Here is a 14,614-nt window from a genome sequence, read left to right on the forward strand (position 1 = left end):
GGGCCAGGACCGCACAGGCCACGAAGGAGTCTTGAAACATGCCGGTATCGGTCACCATGCCCCGGCTGGGCGAGAGCGTCACCGAGGGCACCGTAACCCGGTGGCTCAAGCAGGAGGGCGACCGGGTCGAGGTCGACGAGCCCCTGCTCGAGGTCTCCACCGACAAGGTCGACACCGAGATCCCCTCCCCGGCGGCCGGTGTGCTGGCCCGGATCGTGGTGAGCGAGGACGAGACCGCCGAGGTCGGCAGCGAGCTCGCGGTGATCGACGGTGACGGCGAGTCGGCCGGCGAGACCGCGCCGGCACAGCCGGAACAGGCCGAGGCCGAGCCCGCGCAGCCGGAACAGGCCGAGCAGGCCGCCCCGGCGGCACAGCAGGCGGAACCGGCGGGCGCGGAGGAGCAGGCCGGCGAGGAGGAGCAGGCCGAGCCGGAGACGGTGTCGGCCCAGACCGCACCGGCCGGCGACTCGGGCACCGTCCTCACGATGCCGGCGCTCGGCGAGAGCGTCACCGAGGGCACGGTGACCCGCTGGCTGAAGGAGGTCGGCGACACCGTCGAGGCCGACGAGCCGCTGGTCGAGGTCTCCACCGACAAGGTCGACACCGAGATCCCCTCCCCGGCGGCCGGCACGCTGCTGGAGATCCGGGTCGGCCAGGACGAGACCGCCCCGGTCGGCGCCGACCTGGCGGTGATCGGCACGCCCGGTGGCGCGGCCCCCGCCGAGCCGGAGCGGCCGACGGCCGAGCCCGCGAGGCCCGCCCCGGAGCCGGAGCAGGCGGCCACCGAGGCCCCGAAGCCCGCACCCGCGCCGAAGCAGCCGGCCGCCGAACCGGCCCCGGCGGAACAGCCGGCCGGCACGGCGCAGCCCGGTGCGTCGTACCAGACCCCGGCGCCGGAGACCGAGCGCTCCGCGCAGCCGGCCCGGACCGAGCGGTCGGCCCAGCCGGCGGCACCGCGTACCCCGGCCCCCGCGCCGGCCGGTGGCCCGTCGACCGAGAACGGCGCCGGGTACGTGACCCCGCTGGTCCGCAAGCTCGCCAACGACCAGGGCGTCGACCTCGCCACGCTGACCGGGACCGGTGTCGGTGGCCGGATCCGCAAGCAGGACGTACTCGCGGCGGCGGAAGCGGCCCGCGCGGCCAAGCAGGCGCAGCCCGCCGCACCCGCCGCCGCGCCCGCCCCGAAGGCCGCACCGAGCCCGCTGCGCGGCAGCACCCAGAAGCTGCCCCGGATCCGCGCGGTCATCGCCAGGCGGATGCAGGAGTCGCTGCACGAGATGGCGCAGCTCACCACCGTCGTCGAGGTGGACGTCACCAGGGTGGCCCGGCTGCGGGCCCGGGCCAGGGACAGCTTCCTGGAGCGGCACGGCGTCAAGCTGTCGTTCCTGCCGTTCTTCGCGCTCGCCGCCGTCGAGGCGTTGCAGACCTACCCGGTGGTCAACGCCCGGATGGACCTCGAGGCGGGGACGATCACCTACCCGGAGGCGGAGCACCTGGGCATCGCCGTGGACACCGAGCGCGGGCTGATGGTGCCGGTGATCCACAACTCCGGCGACCTGAACCTGGCCGGGATCGCCCGGCGGGTCGCCGACCTCGCCGAGCGGACCCGGACCAACAAGATCAGCCCCGACGAGATCGCCGGCGCCACCTTCACGCTGACCAACACCGGCAGCCGGGGTGCGCTCTTCGACACGCCGATCATCCCGGCGCCGCAGTCCGCGATGCTCGGCACCGGCGCGGTGGTCAAGCGCCCGATGGTGATCACCGACCCGCAGCTCGGCGAGGTGATCGCGCCGCGTTCGATGGTCTATCTGGCACTCTCCTACGACCACCGGCTGGTCGACGGCGCGGACGCCGCCCGGTTCCTGACCGCGATCAAGGAGCGGCTGGAGGCGGGCCAGTTCGAGGCCGAACTCGGCCTGGCCTGACCAGCAGCAGCACCAGCTCGCACGGGGCGTCCGGCCGTCGGCCGGGCGCCCCGCCGCCGGTACGCCGGGCAGCCGGCGCCGTCGACCGGCCGCGCCGGACGGTTTCGCCCGGCCTGCGTGGCCGACGATCCGGCGTGCGCGAAGATGAGGCATGCGGATCGTGATTGCCGGCGCGTCCGGCTGGCTCGGCTCCCGTCTGACCGACCGACTCCGGACGGCGGGCCACGACATCGTCCGGCTGGTCCGGCGCCCGGCGCGCGGCCCGGACGAGGTCCGGTGGGATCCGGCGGCCGGGCAGTTGGAGCCGGCAGCGCTCGCCGAGGTCTCCGCCGTGGTCAACCTGGCGGGCGCCAACATCGGCGACCAGCGCTGGACGCCCCGCTTCAAGGAGGTGCTCCGGGCCAGCCGGGTCGACACCACCGCGACGCTGGCCCGGGCGATCGCCGCGCTGCCGGCCGAGCGCCGGCCCGGTGCGCTGCTCAACGGCTCGGCGATCGGCTGGTACGGCGACACCGGCGACCGGCCGGTCGAAGAGGACGCTCCCGCCGGTGACGGCTTCATGGCCGATCTCTGCCGGGTCTGGGAGGCCGCGACCGCCCCGGCCGAGCAGGCCGGGGTACGGGTGGTACGGCTGCGTACCGGCCTGCCGCTTGAGCACACCGGTGGCCTGCTCAAGCCGCAACTGCTGCCGTACCGGCTCGGCATCGGGGGCAGGTTCGGCAGCGGTCGGCAGTGGATTCCGTGGATCTCGATGGCCGACTGGCTGGCCGCGATGACCTTTCTGCTCGATCGTGGGGAGATCGCCGGCCCGGTGAACGTCGTCGGTCCCGCCCCGGTGACGAATGCCGAGTTCACCAGGGCGCTGGGCCGGGCACTGCACCGGCCGGCCGTGCTGCCGGTGCCGGCGATCGCCCTGCGGATCCTGCTCGGCGAGATGTCGACCGAGCCGCTGCGCAGTCTCCGGGTGCTGCCCGGCGTGCTCGACCGGGCCGGCTTCCGGTACGAGCATCCCGACCTGGCCGGCGCGCTGGCGGCGGCGCTACCCGAGCGCTGAACGCACGGCGCCACCGGCTCTGCTCCCTCCGTTACGGGAACGAGCCAGCTGAAGCGAGGAGGCGTGCGGCGCGGGGCCGCCCGGATAACCGGCCGGCCCCGCGCCACTCCGGTCAGCGGCGACCCCGGGACGACCGCGGTCAGCAGTCGCGCAGCTCCGGTGACTGGTTGCGGAGCTGGGCGACCGGCGAGACGAACCACCGGTACGTCGTGCCGCCGACCGCCCCCGGCCGGAACGCGGCCACCCGGTGGCAGTTCTGGAACGCGAGCCGCACCCCGAAGTGGCGCTCCAGCCCGCCCCGGATGGCGTCGCTGGCGAGTGCGCGGAGCAGTTGGCCCCGTTCCGCCTCACTCGGCGGCGGTACGGCGTGGTCGGCGTAGTCGGCCGTGGTCGAGTGGACCCGGGCCGAGACCTCGGACACCACCGCCCAGGCGTACGGCAGGGACTGCCGGACGCAGTCGACGAACTCCTCGTCGTCGACCTGGCCGGCCTCGGCCCGCTCCAGCAGTGCGGCGGGTACGTCCAGGGACATCTTTCTCTCCTCCTGTCGGGGATCACCGGACCGGCTTCATCGACCCCGGCCACCTCGGTGGCCGGGTCGTCTCCGCCTCCGTCGCACGGAACGCCATCCCGAGATGGTGGCCGGCGCGCCATCTGCGACGTTAATCCAATTGGAAATCATTTCCATGAGATTCGTCAAGGATGGCCGCTTGATCGGCGTGTCGACCGGGGGTTGGTAACCTCCGGCCCGTGCCGCTCACCCCGCCCGCGCTCGCCGGGCCGACGCCACGACCGTCGCACCCGCCCGCCGGCGGGCACTCGACCCGTCGCCGCACCGACCTGCTCGTCGCGCTTGTCGCGATCGCCGGAGCGAGCTGGGTCACCAGTGGACTCTGGCCCGACCCGGCCGGGCGGGCGATCACCGTCAACTCCAGCGACCAGGCGCTCTTCGAGTGGCTGCTCGCGTACGGCGCGCACGCCCTCACCCACGGGCAGGACCCGTTCTTCACCGACCTGATGAACGTTCCCGACGGGGTGAACCTGGCGGTCAACACCTCGATCACGGTCTACGCCGTCGTCTTCGCTCCGCTCACCTACCTGATCGGGGCCCCGGCGACCTTCCTGGTGATCCTCACCGGCAATCTCGCCGCCACGGCGTTCGGCTGGTACTGGCTGCTCTCCCGGCACCTCGCCCGGAGCACTCCGGCCGCGGTCCTCGGCGGGCTCTTCATCGGCTTCTCCCCCGGCATCGTGGCGCACGCGAACGCGCACCTGAACTGGAGCGCCGGCTGGATCGTCCCGATGCTGCTCTGGGGCGTACTCCGGCTGCGCCGGCCCGGCCGCTGGCGCTCGGGCGGGCTCCTACTCGGGGTACTGGTCGCGGTCGCCTTCTCCATCGCCGCCGAGGGGCTCTTCTTCACCGCCCTGGCCTGCGGAGTCTTCTTCGGCACCTGGGCGCTGGACCCGGCCCGCCGCGCCGAGGCCCGAGCCGTGCTGCCGGACTTCCTGCGCGGGCTCGGGGTCACCGCGCTGGTGGCGTTCGCGCTGCTGGCGTACCCGCTGTGGCTGCACTTCCTCGGCCCGCAGCGGTTCCACGGCACCGGCTTCGACCCGGTCATCCACGCCGAGGACATCGCCGCGTACGGGGCGTACCCGCAGCGGACGCTGGCCGGGGAGGCGGGACTGGGCACCACGCTGGCCCCGAACCCGACCGAGGAGAACTCCTTCCTCGGGCTGCCGCTGCTGGTGCTGGCCGTCTGCTGCCTCGTCGTGCTCTGGCGGCGTGCCGCACCGGAGCACCGGGCCACCCTGCGGGCGCTCGGCGTCTCCATCGCGGTCTTCACGGTGCTCTCCTGGGGACCCCGGGTGAAGATCTTCGGGATGCACACCGACGTCCCGCTGCCGTACGCCCTCCTCGGGCACCTGCCGGTCTTCAACGCCGCCCTGCCGTCCCGGCTGGCCCTGGTGGTGACGCCGCTGGTCGGGATCGTCCTCGCGCACACCGTGGACCTGCTGCGGGCCGCTCCGCCGCCCCGACGGGCCCGGATCGGCTGGCTCGCCGGGTCCGCCGTGGCACTCCTGCCGCTGCTGCCGGTGCCGCTGCTGACCTCGGAACGGGCGCCGGTACCCGACTTCATCACCTCCGGCACCTGGCGGCAGTACGTCTCCCCGGGCGGGGTGCTGACCCCGCTGCCGCTCACCCTGGACCTGACCCCGGACGGGCAGCGCTGGCAGGCGTACGCCCTGAGCCACCGGCAGGGCGAGTTCCGCATCCCCTCCGGCTTCTTCCTCGGTCCCGGCGGGCCGGACGACCGGGGGCGGATCGGGCCGGTACCCCGGGCCACCGACGCGCTGCTGTTGCGGGTGGCCGAGACCGGCGAGCGGCCGCCGATCACCGACGCCGACCGGGAGACCGCCCGGGCCGACCTGGCCTACTGGCGGGTCGACGCGGTGGTGCTGGCCGACCGCGTGCACGGGTCGAAGTTCCCGATCCACGTCGACGCGCTGCGCGACGTCACCACCGACCTCCTCGGCCCGCCGCAACGAGTCGCCGACGTCTGGCTCTGGCACCTCACCCGCTGACCGCTCGTGATCAGCGCTCGTGATCGGGTAGCGTCCGGCCTGTGTGGGCGAGCCGGACGCTACCCGATCACGGCGTTCCGGGCCGGCTGGTGACTCCGGCCACGTGTGGGGGCGGCCGGTCGGTGGCGGACTACGCTGGAGGCGTGGGCAGCACTGGCACGGTGGGCGGCATCGGCACGGTGGGCAGCACGGGAGCCGCGGGCAGCACGGGAGCTGTGGCCGGGGGCGCCGGGTTGACAAGTGTCCGGCTCGGCACGATCGACTATCTGGCGGCCTGGGACGAGCAGCGCCGGGTGCACGAGGCCGTGGTCGCCGGGGAGCGGCCGGACAGCGTCCTGCTGCTCGAACATCCGAGCGTCTACACCGCCGGCAAGCGCACCGAGCCCTGGGACCGGCCGATGGACGGCACGCCCGTGATCGACGTTGACCGGGGCGGCAAGATCACCTGGCACGGGCCCGGGCAGCTCGTCGGCTATCCGATCCTCACGCTCCCCGGCGCGGAGAGCGGCCTGCCGGTGGATGTCGTGGCCTTCGTCCGGCGTACCGAGCGGTTGCTGCTCGACGTCTGCGCCGAGGTGGGGCTCGACACCGTCATGCTGGTCGAGGGGCGCAGCGGGGTCTGGGTGCCGGCCGACGAGCGCGGCCCGGAGCGCAAGGTCGCCGCGATCGGCATCCGGGTGGCCCGGGGCGTGACCCAGCACGGCTTCTCGATCAACTGCGACTGCGACCTCTCCGCGTACGACCGGATCGTCGCCTGCGGGCTGCGTGACGTCGGCGTCACCTCGCTCAGCGCGGAGCTGGGCCGCCCCGTCACGGTCGCCGAGGTGCTGCCGGTGGTCGAACGCCACCTGCCGACCCTGCTCCCCTGAACCCGCGGCCGGGCGGTCCCGGTCACGGGGTGAGACGGTGCAGGTCACGGGGAAAGGCCGTGACCTCGCGGACGTTCGCCACCCCGAGCAGCCGGGCCACCATCCGTTCCAGCCCGATCGCGAACCCGCCGTGCGGTGGCATGCCGTGCCGGAACGCGTCGAGATAGCCGGCGTACGGCTCGACCGGCTCGCCCCGCTGGGCGAGCGCGGCCAGGTAGTCGCCGTAGCGGTGCAGGCGCTGCCCGCCGGTGACCAGCTCGACGCCCCGGAACAGCAGGTCGAAGCCGTTGGAGTACCGCCGTCCCGGGCTGCCCGACGGCGCCGGGGCGGTGGCGGGATGGGTGTAGAACGGGCGTTTGGCCAGCGGATAGCCGGTGACGAAGAGGAAGTCGGAGCCGTGCTCGGCCCGGGCCCAGTCGCCGAGGGCGCGCTCGTGCGCCGGGGCGAGGTCGGGCTCGTCCGGCGGCGCTCCGGCGATCGCCAGCGCCTCGCTGAAGTGCACCGCCGGAACCTCCGCCGGCACCGCCGGGACCTGCGCGTGCAGCATCGGGACCTGCGCATACAGCATCGGTACGTCGGCGAGTCGGTCGAGCATGCCGGCCAGCACCTCGCGGAGCAGCCGCATCACCTCCCGGTGGTCGGTCACGAAGCCGAACTCGACGTCCAGCGACGTGTACTGGGCCAGGTGCCGGGTGGTGTCGTGCGGTTCGGCCCGGAACACCGGACCCACCTCGTAGACCCGCTCCAGCACACCGACCAGCATCTGCTTGTAGAACTGGGGCGACTGGGCCAGGTAACCGGGACGGCCGAAGTAGTCGAGGGCGAAGACGTCGGCACCGCTCTCGGTCGCGGAGGCGACGATCTTCGGGGTGTGCACCTCGACGAAGCCGAGCCGGTCGAGGGTGGCCCGGAAGCCGGCCACCAGGGCGGCGGAGACCCGCAGCGCGGCCGCGCGGCGTGGATGCCGCAGCGCCACCGCCGCGTGGTCGAGCTGGGTGGGGAGCGCGGCGGTCAGCTCAGGGCGGTAGACGTCGAACGGCGGTGGCTCGGCAGGGTCGCCCAGTGTGCGTACCGCCGGGTCGACCAGCTCGACCCCGGCGGGTGCGGCCGGGTTGTCGACCACCCGGCCGGTCACCTCGACGACCGACTCCTCGGGCAACGCGGCCAGCCGCGCCCGGAGGTCGTCGGCGGTCACCACCACCTGGGCCAGCCCGGCGGCGTCGCGGAGGATCAGGAACGTCACCGACTTGAGCTGCCTGCGCCGGTGCACCCAGCCGGCGGCCGTCACGGTCGCGCCGACGTGCGCGGGCAGGGAGGTGGAAAGGACGCGTGGCACTCGCGTTGCTCCTGGCGTGGTCGTGACACGCCCGGCCGGTCGGGCGGACGCGCCGAAGGGTCCCGCGGGGTGTGGGCGAGCGGGGACTCGCGGTGCCACCACACCTTCACCACCGACGGTACGGCCGGCGGCCTTTTGCACAGCCCGTGACGCCGGGCCGGGCGGCGGGCTCTACTGGGCGCCGGTGCGCCGTTCTTCCCGCAGCTCGGGAGGGTCTTCCCAGCCCCGACCGGAGATCACCTTCCAGCGACGGTGACTCTCTGGACTCCGGTCTGCGGGGTGGTACTCGGCTCCGTCAACGCTCTGCCGGCGAGGGTAGCCGGGGCCGCCGCCCGCCCGACACCGAATATCCGCGACACATCCGCCATCCGCGTGAGTGGTATCACCTGGTCCGGCACGTGAGTCCCGTCGCCTACGGTCGATCGGTACGGCGGTGCCGCGTAGGCTCGATTTCGTGACCATCGAGCACTCCGCGCCCTCCTCCGCCACCGGAGCCGGAGGAGTGAGCGTCGTGACCGCAGAGCAGATCCGCCCCGGCCATCCCGTCGCGCCGGAGGGGCGCCGGCTGCTGCGGGTCGAGGCCCGCAACGCGGCGACCCCGATCGAGCGCAAGCCGCCGTGGATCAAGGTCAAGGCGAAGATGGGTCCCGAATACAGCCAGCTCCGTGGCCTGGTCGCCCGGGAGGGGCTGCACACCGTCTGCCAGGAGGCCGGCTGTCCCAACATCTACGAGTGCTGGGAGGACCGGGAGGCGACGTTCCTGATCGGCGGTGACCAGTGCACCCGCCGATGCGACTTCTGCCAGATCGACACCGGCAAGCCGGCAGACTTCGACGCCGACGAGCCGCGTCGGGTCGCCGAGTCGGTGGTCTCGATGGGCCTGCGCTACGCCACGGTCACCGGGGTGGCCCGGGACGACCTGCCGGACGGCGGCGCCTGGCTCTACGCCGAGACGGTCCGGCAGATCCACGCCCTGACCCGGCGCGAGCAGCCGGCCGGTGGCGAGGGGACCCGGGCCGCCGATGCGGCCGGTGCGACGCAGACCGCCGGTGCGACGCAGACCGCCGGTGCGACGCAGACCGCCGGTGCGGCGGAGGGCGCCCTGGAAGGGCTGCCGCACTGCGGGGTGGAGCTGTTGATTCCGGACTTCAACGGTGACCCGGGGCAGCTCGCCGAGGTCTTCGGCGCCCGCCCGGAGGTGCTGGCACACAACGTCGAGACGGTGCCCCGGATCTTCAAGCGGATCCGGCCGGGGTTCCGCTACGAGCGTTCGCTCGACGTGCTCACCCAGGCCCGGGCCGCCGGGCTGGTGACCAAGTCCAACCTGATCCTCGGGCTCGGCGAGGAGCGCGCCGAGATCTCCCAGGCCCTGCGCGACCTGCATGCGGCCGGCTGCGAGCTGGTCACCGTCACGCAGTACCTGCGCCCGACGCCCCGGCACCACCCGGTCGAGCGGTGGGTGCGCCCGGAGGAGTTCGTGGAGCTGCGCGAGGAGGCCGAGGAGATCGGCTTCGCCGGGGTGATGAGCGGGCCGCTGGTGCGGTCGTCGTACCGGGCCGGCCGGCTCTACCAGCAGGCCGTCGAGGCCCGGCAGGCACCGGCCACCGCCGCCGCCCGGTAACTCCACGGCCCGGTAACTCCACGGCCCGGCAGCTCCGCCGCCCGGTAGCTTCGCGGCCCGGGTAACTCCGCCGCCCGGCAGCTCCGCATCCGGCTCGTGCATCTGCAACGGTGGGCCGGGCTCGACGCGTCATACATTTCGGGATTCCGGCCGTCAGCCGGGAGCCGCTTGCCGACAACGCGTCGAAGGTGATGAATAGAAGCATGACAGCACCCCACACCGTGATCATCGGAGCCGGCCCGGCGGGACTGACCGCGGCGTACGAGCTGACCAGGCGCAACGCCACCGTCGACGTCTTCGAGGCCGACGACGTGGTGGGCGGGATCAGCCGTACCGTCGAGCGGGACGGCTGGCGCTTCGACATCGGCGGCCACCGCTTCTTCACCAAGGTCGGCCAGGTCGAGGCGCTCTGGCACGAGATCCTGCCCGCCGAGGACTTCCTGCTCCGGCCCCGGATGAGCCGGATCTACTACCGGGGAAAGCTGTACGACTATCCGCTCAAGGCCGGCAACGCGCTGCGCAACCTCGGCGTCGTGGAGGCGCTGCGCTGTGTCGGCTCGTACCTCTGGGCCAAGGTGGCGCCGCCGAAGGACCAGTCACACCTGGCGGGCTGGGTGACGGCGCGGTTCGGCCGGCGGCTCTTCGAGCACTTCTTCAAGACGTACAACGAGAAGCTCTGGGGCGTACCGGCGACCGAGCTCTCCGCCGACTGGGCGGCACAGCGGATCAAGAACCTCTCGCTCTCCAACGCGGTACGCGGGGCGCTGCTGCCGACACGCAACCAGAAGGAGATCACCAGCCTGATCGAGGAGTTCCACTACCCGAAGCACGGGCCCGGGATGATGTGGGAGCGCTGCGCCGAACACGTCGAGAAGCGCGGCGGCCGGATCAGCATGGAGAGCCCGGTCGTCGCCGTGCACCGGGCGGACGGCCGGGCGGTCGCGGTCACCGTCGAGGAGGGAGCCGGAGAGCGCCGGGTCGGGGCCGACCACGTGGTGTCGTCGATGCCGATCTCGCACCTGGTGCTGGCGATGGATCCGCCGGCCCCGCCGGACGTGCAGGCCGCCGCGAGGGAGTTGCACTACCGCGACTTCCTGACCGTCGCGCTGGTGGTCCCCGCCGAGTTCAGCTTCCCGGACAACTGGATCTACATCCACGCCCCGGAGGTGCAGGTCGGCCGGATCCAGAACTTCGGCTCCTGGTCGCCGTACCTGGTCAAGGACGGGCGTACCTGCCTCGGCCTGGAATACTTTCTGAACGTCGGCGACGAGTTGTGGAACAGTCCGGACGCCGACCTGGTCGCGCTGGGCACCGCCGAGCTGGAGCGTCTCGGGCTGGTCCGCCCCGGCTCGGTCGAGGCCGGCTACGTCGTACGCATGCCCCGCGCCTACCCCTTCTACGACTTCGCCTACCGGGAGAACGTCGACACCATCCGCGCCTGGCTCGCCGCCGAGGTGCCGAACGTGCACCCGGTGGGGCGTAACGGGATGCACCGCTACAACAACGCGGACCACTCGATGATGACCGCGCTGCTGTCGGTGTCGAACATCCTGGACGGCACCGACCACGACGTCTGGACGGTCAACGTGGAAGAGGAATACCACGAGGAGAAGGGGCCGGGCGAGCACGGCACCGGCCGGGCCGCCCCGGTACTGCCCCGGCAACCGGTGTCGCGCTGACTCCGGCTCTCCGTCAGCACCCTCAGGAGGAAGGGGTCGAGGCGCGGGCGTCCTGCGGGTCGAGCAGGCCCAGCCGGTGTGCGACCGCCGCCGCCTCGATCCGGTTCGCCACCTCGAGTTTGGCGATGATCCGGGAGACGTGCACACTCGCGGTCTTCGGCGAGATGAAGAGCCGCTGCGCGATCCGGCTGTTGCTGTGCCCCTCGGCGACCAGCAGCAGCACCTCGCGCTCCCGGGCGGTGAGCAGGTCGGTGCCGGCCGCCGCGCCGGGTGCGGCGCGCAACCCGAGCCGCCGGGCCAGCGTCGCCGCCGACTCCCCCAGCGGTACGGCCGCCAGCTCGCCGGCGATCGCCACCACCTCCTCGAGGGCGGCTGCCGCCTGCGCCCGGTCCCCCGCCGCGGCCGCCGCCTCGGCCAGCGAGTAGAGCGCCCGGCCGAGCGGATACCGCTGACCGTCCACCCGCCAGGCCGCCACCGCCGCCTGCCAGCCCGGCACCGCCGCCCCGACGGTGGCGAACGTCGCCGGGACCTGGGCCGCGTACGCCAGCTCGGCCGGGTAGCGGGCGGTGATGCCGGCGGCCGCCGAGCGTACCCGCTCGGCGAGATCCTGGTCCCCGGCTGCCACGGCGGCGCGGGCGGCGGCGGCCAGCGCCGGCCAGCCGTACCGGGGGTTGGTGTCGAGCCGCCGGCCGAGCAGGGCACCGGCGGCCTCCACCGCCGCCGCGACGTCCCCGGCCATCAGCGCCGCCTCGACCCGCAGCTCGTACAGCGGCAACTCCAGCGGCAGGTACGGCCGGCGCAGGAACCCCAGCGCCCGGGCGACCAGCTCGTCGGCACCGGCCTGGCCCCGGGCCAGCCGCAGCCCGGCCCGCAGCTGCAACCAGTGGTAGCCGGTGATGCCGGGCAGGTCGAGCCGGGCCGCCTGACCGCACAGCTCGTCGGCCTCGTCCCAACGCCCGAGCGCGATAAGCGCCTCGGCCTGGTTGGAGAGGAGGAAGGCGCCGGTGGAGCGGCTGATCCCGACCCGCCGGGCCTCGGCGTACCCGGCCGCCGCCGCCTCGGCGGACTCGGCGTACCGGCCGACCTCGCAGAGCACGTCGGAGGTGACCACCAGCGCGGTGACCAGCGTCTCCGAGTCACCGGCCGCCCTGGCCAGCTCGGCGGCGCGGCGCAGGTCGGCCAGGCCGGCGTCGGCGGAGACCTGCCGGCTGCAGACCCAGCCGGCGGCGAGTGTCGCGCTCAGCAGTTCCTCGCCACCGAGGGCGGTCGCGGCGGCCACCGCCTCGGCGGCGATCCGGCCGCCCTCGGCCCGGTCCACCCGGGCCAGCTGGAAGGCGATGTCGGCCAGCAACCGGACCCGACGCGGATCGCCGTCGACGCCGGCCCCCGGCTCACCGCCGATCCCGGCCCCCGGCTGCTCACCGTGGATCCCGGCCCCCGGCTCACCGTCGACGCCGGTCACCAGGTGGTACGCCTCGTGCAGCTCGTCGACGCCGTCGGACTTGCCGAGGATCCGCAGCAGCCGGCCGCGCAGCAGCCGCACCCGGGCGGTACGCACCGGTTCGGTCGCGCCGTCCAGCTCGGCCAGCATGGCCCGGGTCAGCGCCAGCGCCCGGCCGTAGTCACCGGCGGTCGAGGTCGCCGAGAGGGTCGCCTCCAGCACGGCCGGATAGTCGCAGCCGAGCCGCTGCTCCGCGTCCGGCACCTGCTGCCAGAGTTCGAGCACCCGCTCCAGCAGCCGCCCCTGCTCCGCGTACGCGAAACGGGAGCCGGCCGCCTCGGCTGCGGCCCAGGCCGCGGTCAGGGCCCGGGGGTAGTCGTGCGCCGCGTACCAGTGGTGGGCCAGCTCCGCCGGGGCGCGGCCGTCGGCGACGAGCTGCGGCTGCGCCTCGATGGCGGCCGCGTACCGGGCGTGCAGCCGGGCGTGCTCGCCGGGGAGCAGGTCCTCGTGCACGGCCTCCCGGACCAGCGCGTGCCGGAACTCGTAGCCGCCGTCGGGATCGGCGACCACGAGCTGGGCGGCCACGGCGGCCCGGAGCGCCTCCTCCAGCTCGGTCTCCGGCACCCCGGCCACCTCGGCGAGCAGCTCGTGCGCGATCCGGGTGCCGCCGGCACCGGCGATCCGGAGCACCCGCTGCGCCGGCTCCGGCAGCCGGTCGACCCGGGCCAGCAGCAGGTCGCGCAGTGTCTCCGGCAGGTCGGCGCAGCCGCTCGGATCGCTGGCGGCGGCGAGTTCCTCGACGAAGAACGGATTGCCCTGGGTCCGGCCGTGGATGGTGTCGATGGCCCGGTCACTGGGCTCGAAGCCGAAGAGGTCGGCCAGGATCAGGCCGGTGCCCTCCCGGTCGAGCCGGTCCAGCTCGATCCGCTCGACGTCCCGACTCCGGTCGAGTTCGGCCAGGAACGGGCGGAGCGGATGGCCCCGGTGCAGCTCGTCGGAGCGGTAGGTGCAGATCAGCAGTACCCGGGCCGGCCGGACCGCGCGGACCAGGAAGGCGATCAGGTCCCGGGTCGACCGGTCGGCCCAGTGCAGATCCTCGATGACCAGCACCAGCGGGCACTGCGCGGCGAGCCGGGTGAAGAGCCCGGCGACCAGCTCGAAGAGGTAGCCCCGGTGCGGGTCGGGCGAGAGCCCGGCGTTGCCCGGACCCTCCGGCGCGGTCCGGCTCTCCGGGCCGGGCGGGGCGGCACCGAACCGGTCCAGCTCCGGCAGGAGACGGGCGAACTCCCGCTCGTAGCCGTCGAAGGCGGCCGGCCCGTCCCGGCGCAGCAGTTGGCGGAGTGCGGCGGCGAAGGGCGCGAACGGCAGCCCCTGCTCGCCGAGCTCCAGGCACTGGCCGACCAGGAGCTGGTTCCCGCCGGCAACCGCGTACCGGCCGAACTCCTCGATCAGCCGGCTCTTGCCGACCCCGGCCTCGCCGCCGACGAGCAGCGCCACCGGCTCGTCGGCCCGGACCCGCTTGAGCGCGTCGCGCAGGGCGGCGAGTTCGGGCTGGCGGCCGACGAGAACACTGCTGGCGGCGCGAGTGGTCACGGAATCGAGGATGCCACGCCGGGTCGGATCCCCGAAGATCCGGACGCCGGTGCCGGTCGCCGGGGCGGGACCGGCCCGGGTCGGAGCCGGAGGGGCCGGCGGCGCCGCCACCGGCCCGGTGACCCGGTCCCGCGCGGCGGTGGCGGGCGCCGCGTCCGGGCTCACCGGGCCGCCGGGGACCGGGACGCGGCGTCCCGGTGATGCCGCCGCGCGGCCTGGGCCGGGTTCCGGCGGGAGCGGCGGGTGGCCACGCGTGCCAGCCGTGCGGAGTCGGCTTCGGCCCGGAGTTCGTCGGCATGGGTGTGGTGCAGGGTGAGCAGGAAGTGCGCGTCGGTGGTGAGCATGGCTGGTCTCCGTTTCGATCGGTCCTCGTCGCCGATCTCCACTCTTCGCCGGAAGGCACCCCGGGGACATTGGCGCGCCGCCCCATCTCCGCCGGGGCGGCCTCCTCAGTCCCGGCCTGCGCGGCGCCCTGCACGCCGTAAGGTCCTTACCCGCCCCGCCCCGGCC

General features: G+C 74.1%; 10 protein-coding genes. 6 read left to right on the forward strand and 4 right to left on the reverse strand.

All coding sequences use genetic code 11. The features are described from left to right. Positions 1 to 38: 38 nt before the first annotated feature. A complete protein-coding gene (gene sucB, locus ACN27G_RS20805; protein WP_421494446.1) occupies positions 39 to 1,928 on the forward strand; it encodes a 2-oxoglutarate dehydrogenase, E2 component, dihydrolipoamide succinyltransferase in 1,890 nt (629 codons plus the stop codon). A gap of 151 nt (positions 1,929 to 2,079) precedes the next feature. Next, on the forward strand, positions 2,080 to 2,982 hold the full coding sequence (locus ACN27G_RS20810; protein ID WP_421494447.1) for a TIGR01777 family oxidoreductase: 903 nt from the start codon (positions 2,080 to 2,082) through the stop codon (positions 2,980 to 2,982). A 139-nt stretch (positions 2,983 to 3,121) separates the two neighbouring features. On the opposite strand, the gene ACN27G_RS20815 is transcribed toward ACN27G_RS20810, so the two are convergent. Then, the gene (locus ACN27G_RS20815; RefSeq protein WP_421494448.1) at positions 3,122 to 3,514 is read right to left on the reverse strand and encodes an SCO5389 family protein; all 393 of its coding nucleotides are present in this window, start codon (positions 3,512 to 3,514) and stop codon (positions 3,122 to 3,124) included. 218 nt (positions 3,515 to 3,732) lie between these two features. Here ACN27G_RS20815 and ACN27G_RS20820 point away from each other — a divergent pair, with 218 nt between their 5' ends. Both ACN27G_RS20820 and lipB read left to right on the forward strand, forming a co-directional pair. Then, the gene (locus ACN27G_RS20820) at positions 3,733 to 5,565 is read left to right on the forward strand and encodes a DUF2079 domain-containing protein (RefSeq protein ID WP_421494449.1); all 1,833 of its coding nucleotides are present in this window, start codon (positions 3,733 to 3,735) and stop codon (positions 5,563 to 5,565) included. Positions 5,566 to 5,780: 215 nt separating this feature from the next. Beyond that, entirely contained in the window at positions 5,781 to 6,434 is a 654-nt protein-coding gene (gene lipB, locus ACN27G_RS20825) for a lipoyl(octanoyl) transferase LipB (protein ID WP_421497405.1), read from the forward strand. A gap of 22 nt (positions 6,435 to 6,456) precedes the next feature. Here lipB and aspS read toward each other — a convergent pair whose 3' ends face one another. Beyond that, positions 6,457 to 7,770, reverse strand: coding sequence for an aspartate--tRNA(Asn) ligase (gene aspS / locus ACN27G_RS20830; protein ID WP_421494450.1), 1,314 nt, complete (start codon positions 7,768 to 7,770; stop codon positions 6,457 to 6,459). Positions 7,771 to 8,224: 454 nt separating this feature from the next. Here aspS and ACN27G_RS20835 point away from each other — a divergent pair, with 454 nt between their 5' ends. Both ACN27G_RS20835 and ACN27G_RS20840 read left to right on the forward strand, forming a co-directional pair. After that, positions 8,225 to 9,391, forward strand: coding sequence for a lipoyl synthase (locus tag ACN27G_RS20835; protein WP_421494451.1), 1,167 nt, complete (start codon positions 8,225 to 8,227; stop codon positions 9,389 to 9,391). A gap of 203 nt (positions 9,392 to 9,594) precedes the next feature. Next, positions 9,595 to 11,070, forward strand: a complete 1,476-nt coding sequence (locus ACN27G_RS20840; RefSeq protein WP_421494452.1) for an NAD(P)/FAD-dependent oxidoreductase — start codon at positions 9,595 to 9,597, stop codon at positions 11,068 to 11,070. A 22-nt stretch (positions 11,071 to 11,092) separates the two neighbouring features. Here the strand turns inward: ACN27G_RS20840 and ACN27G_RS20845 are convergent, their stop codons facing one another. Further along, positions 11,093 to 14,269, reverse strand: coding sequence for a helix-turn-helix transcriptional regulator (locus ACN27G_RS20845; protein WP_421494453.1), 3,177 nt, complete (start codon positions 14,267 to 14,269; stop codon positions 11,093 to 11,095). Then, positions 14,266 to 14,448, reverse strand: coding sequence for a hypothetical protein (locus tag ACN27G_RS20850; RefSeq protein ID WP_421494454.1), 183 nt, complete (start codon positions 14,446 to 14,448; stop codon positions 14,266 to 14,268). Before ACN27G_RS20850 ends, ACN27G_RS20845 begins: the two co-directional genes overlap by 4 nt. Between the last annotated feature and the right edge of the window lie 166 nt (positions 14,449 to 14,614).

The organism is Plantactinospora sp. WMMB334, from assembly GCF_049179095.1.
In the GTDB taxonomy this organism is placed as follows: Bacteria; Actinomycetota; Actinomycetes; order Mycobacteriales; family Micromonosporaceae; genus Plantactinospora.